Annotated in this window: 17 protein-coding genes and 1 tRNA gene; 8 read left to right on the top strand and 10 right to left on the bottom strand. The window is 47.3% G+C overall.

Annotated elements, in window-relative coordinates; translation table 11 throughout:
* Positions 1-39: 39 nt before the first annotated feature.
* A complete protein-coding gene (locus tag NC994_RS09120) occupies positions 40-333 on the top strand; it encodes a hypothetical protein (RefSeq protein ID WP_190431952.1) in 294 nt (97 codons plus the stop codon).
* Between the two features lie 179 nt (positions 334-512).
* Positions 513-896 carry a low temperature-induced protein gene (locus NC994_RS09115; RefSeq protein ID WP_190414957.1) on the top strand — a complete coding sequence of 128 codons (384 nt, stop codon included), beginning with the start codon at positions 513-515 and terminating at the stop codon, positions 894-896.
* Between the two features lie 189 nt (positions 897-1,085).
* Here the strand turns inward: NC994_RS09115 and NC994_RS09110 are convergent, their stop codons facing one another.
* Positions 1,086-1,433 carry a hypothetical protein gene (locus tag NC994_RS09110; protein WP_347276928.1) on the bottom strand — a complete coding sequence of 116 codons (348 nt, stop codon included), beginning with the start codon at positions 1,431-1,433 and terminating at the stop codon, positions 1,086-1,088.
* Between the two features lie 260 nt (positions 1,434-1,693).
* Here NC994_RS09110 and NC994_RS09105 point away from each other — a divergent pair, with 260 nt between their 5' ends.
* Positions 1,694-2,254: an alpha-ketoglutarate-dependent dioxygenase AlkB gene (locus tag NC994_RS09105; protein WP_242029133.1), complete on the top strand. Its 561-nt coding sequence runs from the start codon at positions 1,694-1,696 to the stop codon at positions 2,252-2,254.
* A gap of 12 nt (positions 2,255-2,266) precedes the next feature.
* Positions 2,267-3,163, top strand: coding sequence for a hypothetical protein (locus NC994_RS09100; RefSeq protein ID WP_190430125.1), 897 nt, complete (start codon positions 2,267-2,269; stop codon positions 3,161-3,163).
* A gap of 161 nt (positions 3,164-3,324) precedes the next feature.
* Here NC994_RS09100 and NC994_RS09095 read toward each other — a convergent pair whose 3' ends face one another.
* From NC994_RS09095 to NC994_RS09075, 5 genes are all read right to left on the bottom strand, one after another.
* Positions 3,325-3,453, bottom strand: a complete 129-nt coding sequence (locus NC994_RS09095; RefSeq protein ID WP_190430126.1) for a transposase — start codon at positions 3,451-3,453, stop codon at positions 3,325-3,327.
* Between the two features lie 123 nt (positions 3,454-3,576).
* A tRNA-Gly gene (locus tag NC994_RS09090) sits at positions 3,577-3,647 on the bottom strand.
* A gap of 80 nt (positions 3,648-3,727) precedes the next feature.
* Entirely contained in the window at positions 3,728-4,945 is a 1,218-nt protein-coding gene (locus tag NC994_RS09085; RefSeq protein ID WP_190431948.1) for a hypothetical protein, read from the bottom strand.
* A gap of 43 nt (positions 4,946-4,988) precedes the next feature.
* Positions 4,989-5,669: a molybdate ABC transporter permease subunit gene (modB, locus tag NC994_RS09080; RefSeq protein WP_190431946.1), complete on the bottom strand. Its 681-nt coding sequence runs from the start codon at positions 5,667-5,669 to the stop codon at positions 4,989-4,991.
* 5 nt (positions 5,670-5,674) lie between these two features.
* Positions 5,675-9,439 (bottom strand): response regulator, encoded by a 3,765-nt coding sequence (locus NC994_RS09075; protein WP_190431939.1) that lies wholly within the window; start codon positions 9,437-9,439, stop codon positions 5,675-5,677.
* An 869-nt stretch (positions 9,440-10,308) separates the two neighbouring features.
* Here NC994_RS09075 and NC994_RS09070 point away from each other — a divergent pair.
* Entirely contained in the window at positions 10,309-10,974 is a 666-nt protein-coding gene (locus tag NC994_RS09070) for a GNAT family N-acetyltransferase (protein ID WP_347276927.1), read from the top strand.
* 451 nt (positions 10,975-11,425) lie between these two features.
* Positions 11,426-11,977: a hypothetical protein gene (locus tag NC994_RS09065; protein WP_190414951.1), complete on the top strand. Its 552-nt coding sequence runs from the start codon at positions 11,426-11,428 to the stop codon at positions 11,975-11,977.
* A gap of 46 nt (positions 11,978-12,023) precedes the next feature.
* Here the strand turns inward: NC994_RS09065 and NC994_RS09060 are convergent, their stop codons facing one another.
* Positions 12,024-13,148: a histidinol-phosphate transaminase gene (locus tag NC994_RS09060; protein WP_190431936.1), complete on the bottom strand. Its 1,125-nt coding sequence runs from the start codon at positions 13,146-13,148 to the stop codon at positions 12,024-12,026.
* A 25-nt stretch (positions 13,149-13,173) separates the two neighbouring features.
* Positions 13,174-14,007, bottom strand: a complete 834-nt coding sequence (locus NC994_RS09055) for a metallophosphoesterase (protein ID WP_190430131.1) — start codon at positions 14,005-14,007, stop codon at positions 13,174-13,176.
* A gap of 473 nt (positions 14,008-14,480) precedes the next feature.
* Here NC994_RS09055 and NC994_RS09050 point away from each other — a divergent pair, with 473 nt between their 5' ends.
* Positions 14,481-17,177, top strand: coding sequence for a PAS domain-containing protein (locus NC994_RS09050; RefSeq protein WP_190431934.1), 2,697 nt, complete (start codon positions 14,481-14,483; stop codon positions 17,175-17,177).
* 84 nt (positions 17,178-17,261) lie between these two features.
* Here NC994_RS09050 and NC994_RS09045 read toward each other — a convergent pair whose 3' ends face one another.
* Positions 17,262-18,947 (bottom strand): DUF262 domain-containing protein, encoded by a 1,686-nt coding sequence (locus NC994_RS09045; protein ID WP_190431926.1) that lies wholly within the window; start codon positions 18,945-18,947, stop codon positions 17,262-17,264.
* 204 nt (positions 18,948-19,151) lie between these two features.
* Positions 19,152-19,472, bottom strand: coding sequence for a TMEM14 family protein (locus tag NC994_RS09040; protein ID WP_190431924.1), 321 nt, complete (start codon positions 19,470-19,472; stop codon positions 19,152-19,154).
* Positions 19,473-19,560: 88 nt separating this feature from the next.
* On the opposite strand from NC994_RS09040, the gene NC994_RS09035 reads away from it, so the two are divergent.
* On the top strand, positions 19,561-20,886 hold the full coding sequence (locus NC994_RS09035) for an ATP-binding protein (RefSeq protein ID WP_190431922.1): 1,326 nt from the start codon (positions 19,561-19,563) through the stop codon (positions 20,884-20,886).
* Positions 20,887-20,907: the final 21 nt, after the last annotated feature.

Genomic DNA, 20,907 nt, shown 5'->3' with positions numbered 1-20,907 from the left:
TTCTCAATTACGGATTAGCCTATTATCTTTGCATTTTCTATGTTTTCCCAAGTCTATTACCTAATTCGTTCGAGAGCTGATGGTCAATATCTTTTAGCTCAACCCGATACAAGTTCTTCAACCAGTAGCTCTGGCTATTTGTTGATGTTTGGCGAACATTTTGATGCGCTAAGCTATCTCAACGCCCATGCTCCAGATGTTAGCGATCGCTTTGCTGTCGAGTCTATCTCTGGAAACCAAGTAAAAGGGTTGCTGCAACGCTGGGGGTTTAAGGGAATTGGGATGGTTGAAGACCCACTATTACCCAAAATTCAGTTTTTATCGCCGAGTTAAGCCAAATTATTGACTTCTATTGCCTTTTCTAAAGATTTATTGCAAGTATACCTAGGTACAGATGTCAGAAGCTCCAAAATTTGAGCAAATAAGAGAGGTCGTTCAGGCAGTTGTTTCGTCTGATCCGATCAACAAATCTTAATAGTGCTAATTTCGACAAATTAGGAGAGAGGGACTCTATGAAATCGATCCGTTTCAACCTGTCTGCTTGGGTACGTCCAGTGCGTATGGCGATCGCTGCTTGTTTTTGCGCTTTACTATTGTTCAGCTATGCAACTCCAGCCTACAGCAGCACAAAAACCCCCGCAGGATATAGCGGCACCAACAGTCGCCCCGGAGACGGAGAAGCCAATCTGACGAAGATTGAAGAGAAATCACAAAAGGCGGTTCTGAAAGACCCCTATTCGCTTAAAGAGACTCAGAAGGAAGCCAGCCAGGGTCTGAATGAAATTCAAGGAGCCGCTGATGCTGACAAGATGAGTACCAACGAAAACTCGCAAGGCGTCCAATCAGTTGAACAAAAAGTTCAGAAGGCGCTGGAAGGCATTACAGGCAAAGACTAAGGAGCCAGTATTTGCTCAAGAGTGAGCGCCCTAGTATCTGCTGAGTGCGGATGCAGGGTCTCATCATCAGGGCAACTCCGCAGGGGTTGTTCTTGATTTTATGTAGGGCAGGCAGGAGTCTGCCTTGTTTTTTTAGGCTGGCGATGCTGAAACGCTGGCTCGTTGGAGCGTGTAACGGCAATAAATGCCCTAGAACTGGAGTTCTCCTGTGGTTTGCGGTCTACGTTCAGTCTTCAAGGCGTGGATATGGGTAAATTTCCATGCATCCTGAACGCTGACAACAATGAATCCTAAAGCCTCTAGGTCAGTTTGGAATTGAGGGCGATCGCTAAATCTTGAAGTTGCTTCGATAATATGAAGCTGACCATCCAGTTTCAGAGTGCGGTTCGCCTCCCGCAGGTAATCGGTGAAGTTCGCTCCCATCAGTGACAGGCAGAAAATCGCTACATCAAGCCTTTGATCGTCAAGGGGAACATGAGCCATGTCGCATGTAAACTGTATGGCGATCTGAAACCGCCTCAGCCAGCTTTGCCTCACCACAACCGAAGTCGCTGATAGTGTAGCCGCTACGTTGTTGGCACCGAAGCGTAGGCTGTGCGGCTTTTCCCTAGTGGAGCCTATTCAACGATAAAGAAGGGTGAAAACAAAATACTGTTACTGTTATGATGGCAAGATAAATAGCAAAGTATAAAATATTTTTTGCAGGTTAAGGAAGTATGAGGATTTCTAATTACAACCAGCTCAGTTTGTGGGATGAGCCTAAAACCGACAGGATAACATCCCCTGAGTTATTGTGTATGCCTGATGCAGAAGTAACTTTATATTGCAATTTTTTTGATAAAAATGAAAGCGATAAACTTTACTCGCAATTATACAAAGAAATTCATTGGAGGCAAGAAAAAATAAAATTGTATGGCAAAGAGTTGAATATACCAAGGCTCACAGCTTGGCATGGAGATAGTGGCAAGTCATACACTTACTCGAAGATACCAATGTCTCCTGAACCGTGGACACCCACCTTGTTTTTAATAAAGTCACGGATAGAAAGCTTAGCAGGCATAAGTTTCAACAGCGTTCTCCTCAACTTATACCGCAACGGGAATGATAGTGTAGCTTGGCATAGTGATGATGAACCTGAACTTGGCGAAGAACCTGTAATTGGGTCTGTTAGCTTTGGAGGTACTAGGCGTTTTATGTTCAGGCATAAAGTCGCAAAGGAGCAAGTTGAAGTAGAACTGACACATGGCAGCCTTCTTGTTATGCAGGGAACAACACAACAATTTTGGCAACATCAAATACCTAAAACATCGAAGCGGGTCGAGCCTAGAATAAATCTTACTTTCAGAGTAATCCACTAGCTCGCCAACAATATGTACGATTTAATTCTAGAGGAACTCTATCGCTCAAAGGGCATTACTGATGAAAATGAAAAATTGAATTATCTGAGGCAATTGCAACCATATGTTAGAAATCTGCGGTCTAGCTACACCACCGCTGGACAGCAAGTAACAGCGAGTTATCTAGACCACAACCCCCAAGCAGCTTATCTCATAGCATATTATCCTCACTACTACCAAATTGTTTATAGTCTGCTTAAAGATTTGGCTGCCAGAAAGGTTGTACTACCTTTTAACTCAACAGAAGTGCAAGCTTGCTTTTTTGGAGCAGGACCAGCACCAGAAATTTTAGGCTGGTTAGCTTACATGAGGGACAAATTTTCAGGTGTTCAAAATGCGATAGCCAATACTTTTGATATTGCTGCTAATGATTGGGAATTTAGCCGCAATATTACTAAAAATATAGTTCCTAAAGGTTGGAAACCTCCTCGCAAATTTCAACTAAATAGTGAAAATAAAAACCTTGATCTTATTGATTCCAATTGCATGGAGCCAATAACTGATGTAATTAACAAGACGCATTTATTTGTAATGCAAAACTGCATGAATGAGTTTACAACAAACAAAACTGAGATAATCAATAATATTATTTACCTTATTGAGGAAATGCCTTCTGGCAGCATATTAGCAATAGCAGACTTGATAAACTATCCTCAAGTTAATATATTAATGGATTCAATAGAGAATCGTATTACATGCCAAGGTTTAGCGACGCTGGTGCGAAGAAGGCAAGAAGGCGTTATTGAGTTTCGTTCTAAGCAAGCTGATAACTTGCCGGAAATGATTAGAAATAACCTTCTTACAGGTGAGGATGGGCTAAAGCCAAAAGAAAAAGTAAGATTTCAGTATTTAGCTGTTCAAAAAAAATAAATTTCATTTCTAGTTAGAATAGGCGATCTCCTTATTGCCTTTAGCAGTAAATTTAGGCAATACCAAATCTGGTACGAGCCTTGAGTTCTGGGTGAAGCAAGCCAACACACCAAAAGCACCACGTATAATCCAACTTCAAAAATGGTGTGTGTGAAGTGAAGCTATCGCGTAATGGCATCAGCTTTGCCGATAATATAACTGTAAAGTTCAGACTCTCTTTCTTGGCTAATTAGAGGTTGACGAGATTCCGGTACCCAGATGAGATGGTAGTAGGTGCGCCAAAATGCCATTAATTTAAAAATTTGGATTGGAAGTGGCGATCGGGCAGATTAGTGCCTGAAAATAAATTTCCGGCTCAAAGCGACATTAATTTGACAACGACGACAAATAATGTGGCAATCGACAACTGGAAAAGCGGGTGGCGAGAATCGAACTCGCATCATCAGCTTGGAAGGCTGAGGTTTTACCACTAAACTACACCCGCGAATTGAGGTATGGTCAAACTATAACTAGATTACTATACCACAATTTTTCAGAGCTTGAGTAGGGGAGGCGTGCATTTTTTCACTGGGAGAGAGGAGAAATTCGGATAGAGACTTCCAGCAAGCTGTCAACGGCTCCACCTCCCATGTAAGCAGGTTGAAACCTCCAGCCTTGAATTAGCTCATTGACAAACTGCGAATCGTTTAAATTTCCGCTTCCTTGCAGCACTCGCTGAACTGACGGTTTACCCGTGTTATCAATCAACAATAAAACTTCCAAGACGATAGGCTGGTCGGGAGCTTGCCCAGTTAGCAGCGGATAATCAAGGTCGGGAATTTGTTTCTGCTGTTGCTGCGGTACGGCTAATTGGTTCGGCTCATCAGTGCCAGCGTTACCAGAGCGGACATTGAACAAAGTTGCCACAACGCCTCTACCTTGGGCTGCGGGCACTGCGGGTGCGGGTGACGGTGCGCTTGGTGCCTCCTCAGCAGGCGGTGCGGGTGCAATGGGAGCTGGAGCTGGTGGGGCTGGGCTTGCCTGTACGGGAGGAGCTGGCGGAGGGGTGACAGGAGCTGGGGATGGTTCGACGGGTTGGGACGATGATGGCTGCGGTTGAGATGGCGGTGCAGGTGCGGCGGTTCCTGCATCTTGGGAGGATGACCCCAAGGGACGACCCGTTTCAGGGGGTTGCTGCGGCACCAATGGCGGGCGCAAAGCAGGTGTAGGGATGATGGGTCTGGTCGCAACCACATCAGAATTCGGCTGCTGTCTTTGCGGGGTAGAAGGCGAGTTAGCCGAAGGGTTTTGAGCTTGAGGGAAAGGATTTAAACGGATTCTGAAAGAGCGCTGAATCCTCGGTTGAGAATTTACCGGAGGATTTTCTTGAGGCTGCGCGGGTATCGGCTGCTGTACAGGGCTTCTACCTGGAACGTTAAAATTGCGATCGCTCTCTTGTCTTTGTTGGGGAGTTGCCGCTTGTGGCTCTAACCTCTCTTCGGAATAGGGAACGGAGGTAATTAGCTCAACAGGAATGGGTTCCGTAGCCACATCGACGCTGGCAGATCCCATGATTACCCGCTGCAACATCCACATCCCCAATACATGGACAATTACAGAAATTAGAGTGTAAATACTCCACAGCGTGGATGATGTAGACCGATTCCGGGCATCGACTCGCTGCTGGGAGGCGATCGCATCTGGCTTCTCTAAGGGGGGTGGAGCCGATGCGCTAACGAGATGTAAGTGCCGAGTCGGAGGACTCTGAGCCGGATCGTTGGGGCGCTGGTTTGGTAGTGCCATTCTCAAAACTTGAAGGACTCTTATTGTTAGAAACAGTAGACGTTCACCTGAATCCGCTACGTTCCAGAAAATTTGTCAGAAAAAGAATGAACAGAGACAGCGAACTGAGAATAACCACCAAAATCAAGGCGATGTTGTCGCGTCCCGACTGAACGGCTTCGTAGATTGCCATTGGCATCGTTTGCGTGACACCGGGAATATTCCCCGCAATCATTAAAGTTGCGCCAAATTCCCCTAAAGCGCGGGCAAAACTCAGGACAATTCCCGCAAGGATACCTTTCCAGGCTAAAGGCAACCAAACCCGCCAAAGTATTTGTCCATTCGATTGACCCAAGGTAGCAGCAGCTTGTAAGTAAACGGGGTCAACACTTTCTAAAGCTGCTTTTGTCGTTTTTACCATCAGCGGTAACGCCATAATGCTTGCCGCCAAGACTGCGCCTTGCCAGGTAAAAATGGGCGTCCAACCAGTTGCTTCGTAGAGAGGGCGTCCGATTAACCCCTGGCGTCCAAAGAGAACCAGCAGATAAAATCCCACCACCGTCGGCGGCAAAATTAGGGGCAGCGTGACGATGGCATCCACCCAGTTTCGACCGGGAAAGCGGTAACGTGCCAACAGGTAGCCCAGCAGTCCCCCCGCGATCGCGACGAAGACGGTGGAAATCAGCGCCACCCACAACGATAAGCGCAAAGCGGAGAACAGTGCTGAGGACTGAGGACTCAGCACTTTATTCAGTCCCCAGCACTTTCTTTAAGTTCAACCGCAAAGGTGAGAACGGTCTCATCGATGCCTTTGAGCTTGAGTGGGCTGCACTTGGTCATTTCCTGCTCGTCCAGGTAATCGGCAACGGCAGCAGAAACCAGGATGCAATTCGGCTCCGCTGCTTCTTGAAGGCGAGAGGCAATATTCACGCTAGGGCCGATAGCCGTGTAATCCGACCGTTGATTGCCTCCAAACATTCCCACCACGGCAGTTCCTTGGTGAATGCCGCAGCGGAACTGGACGGGTGCGCGATCGCTCGTGCCGACAATGCCTGCTTCCAACCATTTCTGATTGAGTTGCTCCAAAGAAGCGTGCATTTGCCGCGCCGCACCGATCGCCCGTCGTACCTGCTCGTTGGGTGTCAGTTCCTCTGGGGCACCAAACAGCGCTAAAATTGCGTCCCCCATAAACTTATCCACCGTGCCACCGTTATCAAACACGGCTTTGGTCATTGCTTCTAGATATTCATTCAGCAACTCAGCCACTCGTCGCGCTCGTAAGGTATTTGCCAAACTGGTAAAACCCACGATGTCGCTAAATAAAACCGTAACCAACCTAGGTTCCGGACTCAAATCCAGCTTCAGTTCGCCTTTTGCCGCCTTCTGCACCATCGTTGGAGGTAAAAAGCGCTTCAGCACCGACTCAGTCAGGTAAGAATTCAGCTCCACCACCCGGCGCTCATTTTCCTTGAGCGCTAGCAAATTGTGGACTAACGCTAACAATTCCCGGTCGTTAAATGGCTTAGCCAGATAAGCATCTGCTCCCCTCTCGGTGCCTTCAATCCGAGTATCTTCGTCTACTTTGGCGGTGAGCAAAATAATCGGCGTTCCCTTGAGTTCTGGGTTTTCTCGGAGCATCCGAATCATATCCAAACCGGACACAAAGGGCATCATCAAATCCGTCACGATTAGATCGGGTCGCCTTTCCTTAGCGACGGCGAATCCTTCGTTGCCGTTGCGAGCCATGCAAACTTGATAGCCATCATTTAGCAAAATCCGAGACACATAAGCTCGTAAATCTGGATTGTCGTCCACCACTAAAACGGTGTGAATGACGGAGGAATTGACGCTGGAGGCGGATAGTGGTTGCGACTCCGTAGGTAGTGAATTCGGAGAAGATGCTGCTTCATCCTGTCTCAAAAGTTCCCAGTCTCCAGTTTCTTCTTCCACCTCCAAATCTGCCAGTTCCACAGCAGCGCGATTGGATTGGACTTCAGTTGGCACTTCCAACACCTGATCCAGCGGTAGGTGTGCGGTTCCAGTTTGCAGCCAAACGGTAAAGGTGCTGCCTTCTCGGTAAACCGACTCGACAGAAATTTGACCGCCGTGGAGTTCCACCAATTCTTTCACCAGCGCTAAACCCAAGCCACTGCCTTCATAGGAGCGGTTGACTGACCCTTCCGCTTGACGGAAGCGCTCGAACAGATGGGGGATTTGTTCCGGGCGAATGCCAATGCCAGTGTCTGAAACCTGGATTCGGACGTGATCTCCAGCGGGTTGCACCAGCACGGCTATGGTACCTCCCGCTTCGGTAAATTTCATAGCATTGGATAAAAGGTTGTAGAGTACCTTGTCAAATCTTTCTAAATCTAAATAAACTGGCTGACAGGGTTTCATTTCGAGTGTCAGCTGCAAGCCTTTTTTCTCGCAGTAGGGGCGAAAAGCTTCGACAATGGTTTCGATAAATTCTACTAAGTTACAAGGACGGAAACTGGCTTGCATTCGACCGGCGTCGAGTCGTTGGATATCCAGTAGTTGATTGACCAGTCGCAGTAAGCGGCGGGAGTTGCGTAGGGCGATCGCAGCTTGATCGTAGGGCATATCCTGATGCTGATTAACCGCTGACTCTAACGGCCCTAGCATCAGAGTCAGCGGCGTGCGAAATTCGTGAGAAACGTTCTGGAAAAACTCGGTTTTCTGCCGGTCTAATTCCAGTAACCGCTCCGCCTGCTGCCGAGTTTTTTGATACAGTCGGGACTGCGTGACTGCGATCGCTGCCTGTGCTGCCACCGCCTGAGCTAATTCAACCTCTGAAGCGTGCCAGCGGCGAGGTCGGTTCGTTTGGCGCAAGGTAATGCTACCAATAATCTGACCATCGGAGAGTAACGGGACCACCAACAGCGCCCGCGCCGGACTCCGCAGAGGGAGATCGAACCCGTTCATTTCGGGGTTCCGATCCAGATCGTGGACTGCCACGGGGTTTTGTGTATTTAGCAGCTGTTGCAACACCGGATTTCCGGCAATTGGGACAACCGAGTGGGGTAATTGAGGATTCTTCGCTTGCAGCGAAGTATGATTGCCGAGATGCGGAGCTAATTGCATTTTGGTGACAAATGCTTCGCTCGTACGGTCGAAAATCGGGTCCTCGCTCACCGATGTATCCAGCACCAGGCTTTCTGCCCCGTCATACAAGCCCACGCACTGAACAAACTCATCCTCTCTCCGCCACAGCGACAGGGCACAGCCATCCACTTGCAAGGCTTGTCCCAACTGTTGCGTAATTGCTGCAAAGATGTCCTGCGGGTCAAGGCTAGAGCGGATTGCCGTTGTAATCGTATTGACAAGGGCCTCTCTTTGTGCAAGTCGAGAAACCTGTTCGTAAGCCCGCGCCTGGGAAAGAGCCAGAGCCGCTTGATCCGCCACCATCACCACCAACTGAATCTCATCATCCTGCCAGACGCGCGGCTGTCCGCACTGGTGCAGCGCCAGAACTGCCATCAATTCCAGTTGGCAATACAGCGGCACCACCAAGCTAGAGTGAATATCTGCCTGTCGCATTGCCTCTAGGCGTTGCCTAATTACAGGGGTATCGCCTGGAAGTCGCTCATCTGTTTCGACATCATTAATGACTTCTACATCGTGCGTTTCCCACACTAACTGACTGAGAACTGAGGACTGAAGACTCAAGACTGAGTGGGGATCTTCATTGTGCTGCCCAGTCTCGCTCTCTCCCAAAGAAGACTCAGGGAGCAAAACTGAAGACGGAGCCGTATATTCTAGTGACTCCTGACTCCCGCCTTCTTCCTCCGTCCTTTGTCCTGCCGTTCTCTGTCCTGACGATGGACTCAGTTCGGAAATGATGAGTCCTGAGGATTGCCGCTTGCCTTTTGCCTCTTGTCGCTGATAAATGAATCCTTCATCTGCCATCCCATCCTCCTGGAAGGGACGCAAAATGCACACGCTGACCTCCAGCATATGACCCACGGTTTCCACAATCGTCTGGAGGACTTGCTGAAGGGGCGAACCGCCCCGCCGGTACTGGGCGTTGCGAATGGTATTCGTGACTGTATTGAGCAGCGATTCGCGGCGCAGCGTCCGGCACAGTTCCTCAGTCCGAACCTTCAAAACGTTGTGGGTATCCATTGCCTGCTGCACCAGCGCTTTTAGCTCAGCTGCATCCCAGGGTTTGGTGACGTACTTGAAGACCTTTCCGGCGTTGATAGCTTCCACCAAATCTTCCACATCGGTGTAACCCGTCAAAATAATCCGGATAATATCTGGGTACTGGGTGGCGGTGAGGCTCAGAAATTCTGTGCCGCTCATCAGGGGCATCCGCTGATCCGAGATGATCACGGCAACATCCCCCTCATGCGCCAGAATCTCCAGCGCCGCAGGGCCGTTATCTGCCCTGAGTACCTTATATTCTCGATGAAAAGTGCGATAGAGCAGGTCGAGGTTATCGGGTTCGTCATCGACGACCAGAATTTTGGGCTTTTTACTGGCTTGGGATTTCATGCCCCGCTCTCCTGCTGTAGTATGGTGCAGCTCATGCCTACGCCCATGCAAATGCAAAACAGTCTCCATTTCATGCACAGATTATTCCAGCGATTGAGATGGAAAAGCAGATGGGAGATAAAGATAGACGCTCCCTATCCAAGCTACTATCCGCATCCCACTGTTTCCGAATCCGGAAGCTGTGGAAATTGCCTGGTTGCACCCTAATTAATCTTAATTTTTCAGTTTCAGTACTGCTGTACCTTCTGGTGTCGATTTTCGAGAAACACCCCGGTTCTGGCTCATGCTCCCCGCTCCCCTTGCGGGGAAGCCTTGGTCCTACCCAACAGCGGTTCCTGAGAAATAGGGGTAGGGTGTAGGCAATGCTTATGGTCGTCAGACGACTGACAACGAACCTACCCAGTTCAATAACTTTTTGGGGAGAAAATGCACTTGTCACTTACTTTTTATTTAAAATACCCGCTCTTCATTTCTGACTTTAACGTTTGGGCGTGGATCTCAGTTATAACTACTGCGATCGCGCTTCCATATCCCCTGCTCCGAAATTGATCGATAACAGGCTGTTAGAGAAATACCTGGACGAGCGCTGCTGCTCCGGACAGGATAGCGATGCTGGCTCTACCGTCCGATGCCAATTTTCCCTAGGCCGATGCACTCCTTGTACAATAGTATCCTTGCTGGAACAAAAGAAGCTTTGCCTAAGGTAGGCATTCTTCCCGGCTAGGGCAACCTAGAAACTCTCCAGCCCAGCAACTTGTCAATCTTCCCAGTTAATTCATTTTGCTCCAGTACCCCGATCTTAAACCTGCAAAAATCACTGCAAAATGATCTAGGATGAAACCTGCTAGATATCCAATTTACGCTCGGCTGTGAATCCCTGCTTTCCACTCTTGCACCGCCAACCTGAAAGAGCCGCACAACCGAATGGTGCCTCTCACTTTATCATCCGGGCAGCCCACCAAAATGATGTGACCAGCCTCACCGAGATCCTGGCAGATAGCTTTCACCCTCGGTCAGGAATTTGGGCTTTGGCCTATCCGTTATTTCGACTAGGAATTTACGAAGATTTACGCAATCGACTGCGCTTGATTCCTCCGAATTACATCTGTTTAGCCGCTGTCGCTCCGGGTAGTACCAATCAGGGGAGAGGAGAGGATTCATCCCCGTCCCCAAAAGCACAAGAACGCCAAGGAACAAATGCTGATTCCGTGGTGGGGACGGTTGAAATGGGGCTTCGTCCCTGTTCCTGGCAACCGTGGAGTTCTCAATATCCTTACATCTCGAATTTGGCTGTCCACCGCTCGTGTCGGCGACGGGGAGTCGCGCAGCAGTTACTGCTGCGCTGCGAACGAACCGCAGTGGAATGGGGATTCTGCGACCTCTACCTGCACGTGTTAGAAAACAATCATCAAGCACGGCAGCTTTATCTGAAGGCGGGATATCACCTACACCATAGCGATCCCAGCTGGAGTGACTGGCTGCTGGGGCGTCCTCGACGGCTGTTCTTGCACAAACACTTGCCTTGTGGAAGCTAAAATAACCCTCCCCTCGCCTCCCTGAGATTCTCTAGATTTGAGGATGATTGGGTTGAAAATTGCTAGCTAGAAAAGACGTTTAATCAATTCAATCAGTCTTTAAATCAGTCAGTGACTCTTGCTTGTCGCAACTTCACATTAACTTTAAACAATTGTCACTTTTGGGGGTAGATTATTGAAGAATACCCAACATAGTAAGGTTGTGGGCGACTACTGGCTGGTATATTTCCTGCGCTCGGACAAGATGCCATAAAATAAAATTAAGAATTACCGCTTGGTGACTTATACTAATGTCAAATGTTTTGATAATGTAATTATTGTTTACATACATAATAGATGGCAAACTGAATCTCAAGCTTGCAATCCATCCAGAACTAACAGACTTGGGTTTGTCTCTGTGCTTCCGGTTCGGGTGCATGCCCAAAGAAAAAATATAGCAGTAAGAGTTGACATGGATAGCGACAACCAACAGCGCTACCAGACTGTCCTATACAAAGCGGATGCCAATCAAAGCCCTACCTGTGTCGCCCGCTCTCAAGGCTCTAATGGCATGAATAATGAAAGCCCGAACCCTGACGAGGAATCGTCTGATATCCTTAATCAGCTGCATGATAAACATCTGTTGATCGTGAATAGTCGCCGTCGGAATGGCTTGATCCTCTACAAACACTACCATGCAGAGTTTGCTGGGCCAGGAGCGGCTGTGGGCGGATTGTTTGATGTGGATGCGAAATGGGTGTTGCCAGTGGGCAATTTGTCATTGGTAACTCCTGAATCCGCTCAGGAACGGCAGAATGCTTATTTGATTCGGAGACAGTGGATTAGACTCACGAAACAAATTACGGATAACCCCGTGCCGCTGCAACGAGCACAGAAGATCCTCGAACAGTTTAAGCAGTTCTTTGGCACGGAGACGCTGACGCAAGTACCTGACGATGCCTTTGCGCTGTTGGTGGGGGTGTTGCCAGATACTATCCGCAGGGCACGGGATTTGGAGGATTAATTAAAAATTAAAAACTTCCTAGTTTTTAATTTTTAATTAATCCTGCTTAGTTGATTGCTTTTAAGGCTGCCAGGAGATGCTGGCGCGATCGCTCATTTTCTTCTTCACTGCCTACCGTCAGACGAATGCCGCCGCCGGTGTGACGAACTAAGGTTCCCTGTTCTTTGAGTTGCTGCGCCAATCGAGTCAGGGCTTCCTCTGTCGGGAGACGCAGGTAGATGAAGTTTGAGGCACTGGGCCAAACTTGTAAATCCTGTTGCTCTTTGAGAAAATCGAGTAACTTTTCTCGTTCGCTAAGAATTTGGGGAATGCAGCTAAGTAGCAGTTGCCGCTGGGAAAGGGCAAGTAAAGCGGCAGCTTGGGTGAAGCTGGGGAGATTGTAGGGGAGACGGACTTTTTCGAGGGCGACGATGAGTTCTGGGTGAGCGATCGCATATCCTAGTCGCAGTGCTGCCAGCCGAAACGCCTTGGAAAATGTTCTGAGTACCACCCAGTTTGGATGCTGCGACAATTCACCCACCACGGTTGTCTGGCTAAATTCAAAATAAGCTTCGTCAATGACCACCAAAATATGCTCTGGCAAACTCCGCAGCCATTCCAATTCAGCAGTAGTTAAGGCGTTGGCGGTGGGGGAGTTGGGATGAACGACAAATACCACTCGGATTGGCGGATTCTGGGTTTCCTCAAGGGCTTTTTGGGCAGCGGCAAGATCCATTTCAAAATTCGCTTCCTTACGCCCGACATTCATCACAGGAATGCCTAGGGTATGAGCCAGAATCGCGTACATGGAGAAGGTGGGATCGGCGACCAAAATCGAGCCTTCGTTGCCGAGACAGGTGGCAATCAGGAGGGAACGAATAAGTTCATCGGAACCGTTACCGACAGAGATATTGGCTGGGGTAATGGAGGCATCTAAGGATTCGTTCGCGTATTGGGCGATCGCTTCTTTGAGTTGGGCATGACTGCCATCAGGATAGCGATTCGTCTCAATTAGCTGCTGATAAGTCCATGCCAATTTTTCTTTTAATTCTTTTGGTAAATCAAAAGGACATTCATTGGTATCCAGCCGATCGATTGGAATTGAACCCGTGACTGGACTTCCTGATGCGCCGCCTGGGTGGGGCATATAGGCGCGTAACTGAGATAAATCTGACCGGATGAACGAGAACATAAATTCCTGATCTAACAACTAAAAACTATTTTTGATCCACCAGCGCGATCGCCGTGACTTCTGGCGGACAAAATAGGCGTCCGGGCCAATAGGTTCCCAGCCCCCGATTCACATATAGCTGGTTTTTTCCCACCTGATGCCACCCCTGCGCCCATTCCCAACGCTCTACCACTTTATTGCATTCCTTCATAAAAGGCACCCAACGCTGCATCGGTTTGGGAATCAGGTGACGGAAGTTTTGCAGGAGTTGCGGCGCTGGACCATACCCAGGAATTACTACTTGACCGCCGTGAGTATGACCCGACAGTTGCAAATCCACCCGCCATTCTTGCAAAATCTCGGCAGTATCTGGGTTGTGAGATAAGACGATTCGGGGTGTATCCCGATCGAGTTGATTCATCACTGGCGCTGGATTAAAGTCCCGCGACCAAAAATCAGCAAGTCCGACGAAGGGCAATTCTTTTCCCAATGGATAAGCAATTTCATTGCAGAGTACATGAATCCCAATGCTAGTCAGGGCGTCTTGCACCACTTGTTTTGAATGACGATAATAATTATCGTGGTTGCCCAGTACGGCATAGACACCAGCGCGACCTTGCAAGTGTTTTAGCCGTTGCACTAGGGCGTGAATGGGAGATGGGTCATCAGTCACGAAGTCGCCAGTCAACAAAACCAGGTCGGGTTCGAGTTGATTGCTGACTTCAATTGCCTCTGCGAGTAGTGTTTCGGATAATCGCTTGCCATCGTAGTGCAAATCAGACAGTTGCACTAGCTTTGTGCCTTGCAAAGATGCCGGTAAACCCGCGATCGCTACTGTTAAATTTTCTACGCTTAAAGATTCGGTTAATATCCAGTGCATTTTGTCAACTTTTGCTATCTGGCGATTCCAGGATAGCTCAGAGATGCTATTTGTTGCCTTGCCACCTGATTAAGGAGCGAAAGCAAAAGAATGGATTAAATCTTTTCAAGATTGCTTGACTAGGCTGGGTTATGGGCTTCTTGATTCGCTAGCGTCCTTGCAATAAATACAAAAGCGATCGCTAAATGGTTCTTTTTACAATAGTTCAGAACAAGGTCAGAACATTTATCTGTGAATTTACTGACTTTTTCGTAAAAAACGGACAAATAGTCAATGTAAATACGGTTTTATAATTAGTAAATCTATCCTATGTTTATTAGGAATAAATTTAAGTTTAGCCTATATTTAGGCACGAACGATAAATTGTAGTATTTTGGTAATTTGTGTAAATTTATCTAGGAAAGCTCAAAAGGTTTTTTCTATTAAAAGTTAATAATTAGTCAGTTATTGATATTTGCAAGAGTCCGCTTCTTATGATTAAAAAGACGGAGTTTATCGAATTTCCACAATCCTACTCCAGAAAAGCCGGTATTATTGTCACCCTAATTGGATGTGTTGTTTTACTGGGCTGGATATTAGATATTACAGCCCTTAAAAGCATTTTGCCAGGGCTGGTAAGCATGAAAGCCAACACAAGCATAGCCTTTATTCTGAGTGGATTGTCTTTGTGTTTGTGGCACGACGCGGAACACAGAAGACAAAAGACAAAAGATAACCGGAGAAAGTCTTCGTTTGACCTTTCTCAAGTGTTGGCGATCATCGTCATTTTAATCGGTTTATTGACACTAATTGAGTATGGGTTTGGATGGAATCTAGGAATTGACGAACTGCTGTTTAAAGACCCAGCAGGCGCTGTTGGCACCTCTGCACCAGGGCGAATGTCTCCCAATAGTGCCCTGAGCTTTTTCATGCTTGGCTCTGCCCTTCTGCTGTTATCTAAAAGAGCGTACCGTCCGGCTCAATGCTTTAGCTTAGGCGGGTTTTTGATTGGTTTTCTGGGTCTTTTGGGCTATATCTACGGCATCACCTCGTTGTACGGCAAGAGTTACAACACAGGTGTGGCGTTGCACACAGCGATCGCATTCATCCTGCTTTCCACCGGAGTCCTGTTTGCTTGTCCAGATCGAGGACTAATGACAGTTGTTACAAGCGACAAAGCAGGCGGATTGATGGTGCGGCGGATGTCGCCAGCCGCGATTGGCATTCCCTCAGTGCTGGGCTGGTTCATATTATGCGGCTACCAATCTCAGATTTATGACAGCGAACTTGGGCTGGCTCTTTTTGGCGTCTTTAACGTAGTTATTTTTGCCTTTTTAATTTGGTGGAATGCCAGATTCCTGAATGCGGTTGACAGCCAGCGCCACCGAGCAGAAGCAGCACTGAAACAGGTGAATCAAGAGCTAGAAGATAGAGTTGAGGAGCGCACGATCGAGCTGAGTCAACTGAACGAGCAATTACACCAGCGAATTGCCGAACACCAGGAGACAGAGGAGGCGCTCCAAGTAAGCTATAACCTCTTGAATGCAGTCATTGAAGGAACGACTGATATCATTTTTATCAAGGATCTTCAGGGTCGCTACTTAATGATCAACTCCACTGGTGCCCACCTCCTTGGCAAGTCTGTAGAGGAGATGATTGGGAAGGATGACTCCGAGGTATTTCCACCTGAGGTCGCCCCTCAACTTATGGAGACTGACCGCAGAATTATGGCTTCTGGGACAACTCAGACGTTAGAGGAAATTGTCTATATCAATGACATCGCGGTGACGTATCTCTCAACAAAAAACATCTACCGCGATCCCCAAGGAAACGTTATCGGTTTGATTGGGATGTCGCGAGACATTAGCGATCGTAGGGCGTTGGAAAAAGAATTAGCGCGGCGCGAGCAGCTTTTGAACTCATTTATTAACGTTGCGCCGGTCGGACTCTGTATTCTTGACGACCAGATGCGATATCTGCAAATCAACGAAGCGCTAGCACACTTCAATGGCGTGTCTGTAGAAGAACATTTAGGAAGATCCCTGGCTGAAGTCTTGCCCGACGCTGCACAAGCGATCGAATCGACATTACGCAAAGTACTGACGACAGGCGAAGCGATTCTCAACATGGAGACGTGCGGTGAATTACCTGGCAATCCAGGCGTCCTGATGCACTGGTTGACTTCTCAATTTCCCATACCTGGAGAAGATGGCAAGCCGATGGCTCTTGGTGCCACCGTGATGGATATTACTGCTCGCAAACAAGCTGAGGAAGCCCGTCAGGAGAAAGAAGTTCAGTTAAAAGAAAAAAATCAGCAGCTAGAACATACTCTCCAAGAACTCCAACGTACTCAAGGTCAATTAATTCAAAGCGAAAAAATGTCCAGTTTAGGACAATTGGTTGCAGGGATTGCTCACGAAATTAATAACCCAGTTAACTTTATCTTTGGGAATCTCACCCATGTCAGAGAATACACCCAAGACTTATTAAATCTATTGCGGCTCTATCATCAGCAATACCCGAACTCAACGCCAGAAATTCAGGAAGAGATAGAAGCGATTGACCTAGATTTTATGATAGAAGATTTTCCTAACCTGTTGTCATCAATGAAGGTGGGAGCAGATCGCATCCGGGAAATTGTTCTTAGCTTGCGGAATTTTTCGCGAATTGACGAAGCTGAAATGAAGGCGGTTGATATTCACGAAGGAATTGATAGTACCCTGATGATTCTGCATAACCGCCTGAAAGCAAAACCGGATCATCCCAACATTCAGATAATTAAGGAGTACGGGCACTTACCTAAAGTCGAGTGCTACGCAGGACAGCTCAATCAAGTGTTTATGAATCTGATCGCGAATGCCATTGATGCGTTGGATGAGTATAACAAACAGCGATCGCTTTCCGAAATCAAGGCAAATCCCAGCTGGATCAAAATTCGCACCGAGGTACTAGAGTGCGATCGCGTCGTTATCAAAATTGCGGATAATGGCTCTGGAATGACAGAGGCGGTGAGACAACAGCTATTTAATCCCTTTTTTACTACCAAAGCCATTGGCAAAGGCACTGGACTGGGTTTGGCAATTAGCTACCAGATTGTTGTAGAAAAGCACAACGGTCAATTGCAATGTCTCTCAGCTCCGGGAGGAGGAGCGGAGTTTATTATTGAGATTCCACTTCGGCAGATGGTTTAGGCACATCTAAACTTCAGAAAAAGTAGGAGCGATCGCGCTCTGGACTAGAGAAAATGAGGAAGCGATCGCCTTGGCGTTAGCCTACTACTCTAAGCGCCAGACTTGCTGGAGAACGCCGATAAGCTTTTTCTGCCGCGCCTCAATGACTTCGGGTGTCCATTCCTGTTCCATTAGCACTTGAGTTGTTAGCGCAAAAGGAGAAACACCTTTTTTAGTGGTGAAATACTTTTGCTTTTTCACATCAAAGTCATAATTTTGCGCTTCACTGTTTTTATAACAAGAGAGTAAAGCCAGATTTCCTAAACGATGCACATATTTTTCGCGTTCTTCCAAGCTTGTAAAGGACTTCACCCACAGACTATCATGGGCAGGATTTTGCGGTAATATATGCTCGACAGTAATGGTGGGAAAGTTGTATGAGGCTTCACCTTCTGACAGAGCCGCATCTAGACGTAGCAATACAAATAAACGAATTTTTTGAGTCAGGTAGAGGTCGCCATCCAACATTTTGAGAATATCATTCTTTTCTTCTGATGTAATTTGGAGTGGTGAATCGGGTGTATATAAATCTTCCTCATGCTCAATGGCAGTTAGCAAGCGACGATAGCGTTCAATGCGTTCGTTAATATTTGCCCGTTTAATCATCAAACCCGCCGCAAGACGTTCTAATTCAGTAAAGAATTTCACCAATCGCTCAGGATGGCTGTGGTTACGAGAGAGATAGAGAATAGCTGGAGGTATCCAGTCGGAATTATCGATATCATTTAACTGCTTAAACAGTTTATTTACTTCTTCGGCGTGTTTATCGCTTACATAGTTTGTATTCTTAATTTTGTAGAAAGCATCAGCTAAAGGGCATAAAGTTGTCTTGATAAACTCCTGAGAATTATTCCAAGGTTTAATATGTTCACGGTATTCCTTGAGGATGCTACCAGTGAGTTTTGCCTTACGAGCAATCATGCGAATGTATGAAAAAAGGTCTTCAAACGTCTCCCGACCTAGTTTCTCTTGGATATCTTCCCATTTGCAAGTGTATGCTTCCTTTTGGTCATCAGGAATTTGCCCGATAATCTCGGCTTTTAAAATATCGGGAAGTGACAGGTCTAGACCCCGACCATTCAGCACAGAAAATATCCGATATGCAGATTCTAAGTCTGGTGTTGAAACTACTACCAGAAAACATCTTGTAATAATGAATTGCACGAGCCGAACCCGCTGAGATTCGGAAAATCTCCCTAGCTCTTTCAGGAATAATAGCGCGTTTTCTTTAATATTTTTACGACTATCTGAAAGCGCAGTTGAGTGTAAAGATTCCAGTTTGCTAATACCGCCTTCATCCTGAATGTATTCCTTGAAAAACTCTGCATCTCGCTTTGCCAAAGTCAAACGGTATCGGTTAGGGTAGCCAAGGATTGGGTCGCTTTCTTCGTAGAGCAACTTAGTTAAGGCATTGGCATATTTGGGCTGTACTAACGTCCGCAGAGCTGAAAGTAGTATAGTTAGCGTTGACAGACGTTGTTGACCATCAACAACTTGAGCGTCTGGTTTATCTGCCTTTATTAGTACAATGCTGCCCAGGAAGTAGGGATTTATATCATCAATTGGCTCGTTACCATCACCTAAGGATACAATTAGGTCTTGAAGCAATTCGCCAGCTTGCTCAGTAGTCCAGGCGTAGGGACGCTGGTACAGGGGAATGGTGAAGACAAAATCATTGCTAAATACTTTCTGAATAGGATATTCAGTAGCTTGAATTTTGACGGTACTCATGGGTAGCTCCTTAAGCGACTATGTGGGCAAAAGCTTCGCTAAGGTTAGTGTTCCCTGCCGTCGCTACTAAATTGAAATGTTGCCGGATTCTCTGAGTTTTTTGATGGCTTAGCTGATTTAAGAATGAAGGGTGTTAATTTTGGAGAGCGTGCCAATAAAGCAGGCACGATCGCTTGGGATAGATCCAGAAAGCTAGAAGCGCCGCTACGCGATCGCAACCAGTTGTTGAATCATCACCGCCAGCGCCGCCAAACCTAAGAGCGTCATTAATCCCGCAGGCATAAATTTGCGAGTTTTAAACAACCGGATGGCAAAGACAATGATGAGAACAGCGGTGACAACAGTTGCTAAAATCAGCCCCCACGCTTGTCCCTGCAATAGCATCACGCCGCCGAGAACGAGTAATAAGCCGCTGATACTGCCAGAAATCAGCGACGCTTTGCTTTGAGCTTGAGAGTAGCCCATGATGCCGCCGACAATGGCTAAAATTCCGTAAGCGATCGCGGCGATAGTACCCAGATTCATCTCGTTAAAACCTCATTGCTTGAGTAGAACTTATTTCTAGCGTCGGGAGACAATTTACCATAGCTGAGATACACCACTCAGTTGATTAATGGATACTCAAGCGATCGCTTCAATCGAATTTCTGCAACGTCAAGCTGCTTCTCTGTTACTTTATCAATCCGTCCTCCGTGGGGAAGTCGGCACGGCTTTCCTGAATCTGCTACAAGCCTTAAGCAGCAGCAACACCAATGGACTGGCTTGCCTGCAAGCTTACGGCACTTGGTTTCAAGCTTTAGCCGCCAGAAATCAAGGTTGGCAAGACTACCTAATTACCCAAATTCTCAGAACTGACAATCCTTTTAGCAAGCAAGTCCAGCAATCGTCTTTACTGCCTCCGGCGCTGGTAGCTGCTGCCCAGCACGATTTACAAGCCTTGCAGAGCCTCTACAATTGCAGTAGCGACCAGTTGAGCCGGTGGGTGCAGGCCGCAGCCAAGTTACTCGCGGCACCAGTCGCCTGGAACCAGCAGCAGGATAGGGTAGGTGCAATTCACGAATTGCCCATTTGGGAGAAATTCCAAATGTCAGAAAATTGGGTAGATGTGCTGGAATCTTTAGCCGCTCATTATCAGCAATACGGAACGGGGCTGTTTGCTTCTTATCGGGCGTTACGCTGGCAATCTGGGCAGTTAGTAGGCATTTCCTATGCCGATCCCGTGCAGCTTCCAGAATTAGTCGGCTACGAGTCTCAGAAAGACTCTTTGCTGAAGAATACAAAATTTTTACTTGCCGGTCATCCAGCTTTGCACGTTTTGCTCTACGGCAGTCGTGGTAGCGGCAAATCTTCTTTGGTGAAGGGGTTGTTAAATGAGCCTGATACGGGCAACCTCCGCCTCGTCGAAGTTGCCAAATCTGAGTTGAAAGATTTACCAACCATTGTCGAGCAGTTGCGGGGTGTGCCTCAGAAGTTCATCATCTTTGTTGACGATCTCTCCTTTGAGGAGGATGACGACGCTTTCAAAGCTCTTAAAGTGGTGCTGGAGGGGAATTTAACCGCACGTCCTCAAAATGTGGTGGTTTATGCGACTTCCAATCGGCGGCATCTGATTCGAGAATTTTTTAGCGATCGCCCTCGTCCCAAGGACAATGAAGAAATTCACGCCTGGGATACGGTTCAGGAAAAGCTGTCGTTTAGCGATCGCTTTGGTCTGACTTTAACCTTTGAACCCGCCGATCAGAACACCTACCTAAGCATTGTTCGCCATCTCGCAACCCAAGCCGACATTTCCCTCACTCAGGAAGATTTAGAATATCGTGCCTTACAGTGGGCAACTCGCCACAACGGGCGTTCTGGACGTACAGCACGGCAATTCATTGACTTTCTCAGGGCAGATTTAGCTGTTACTGGTTCAGAATCTCGTAGATTAAACACATAATTAGAATTCTGTTCGTATGAA

It is taken from the genome of Trichocoleus sp. AS-A1, assembly GCF_039962015.1.
Taxonomy (GTDB): domain Bacteria; phylum Cyanobacteriota; class Cyanobacteriia; order Cyanobacteriales; family FACHB-T130; genus FACHB-T130.
This window is presented reverse-complemented; position numbering and strand designations above follow the sequence as displayed.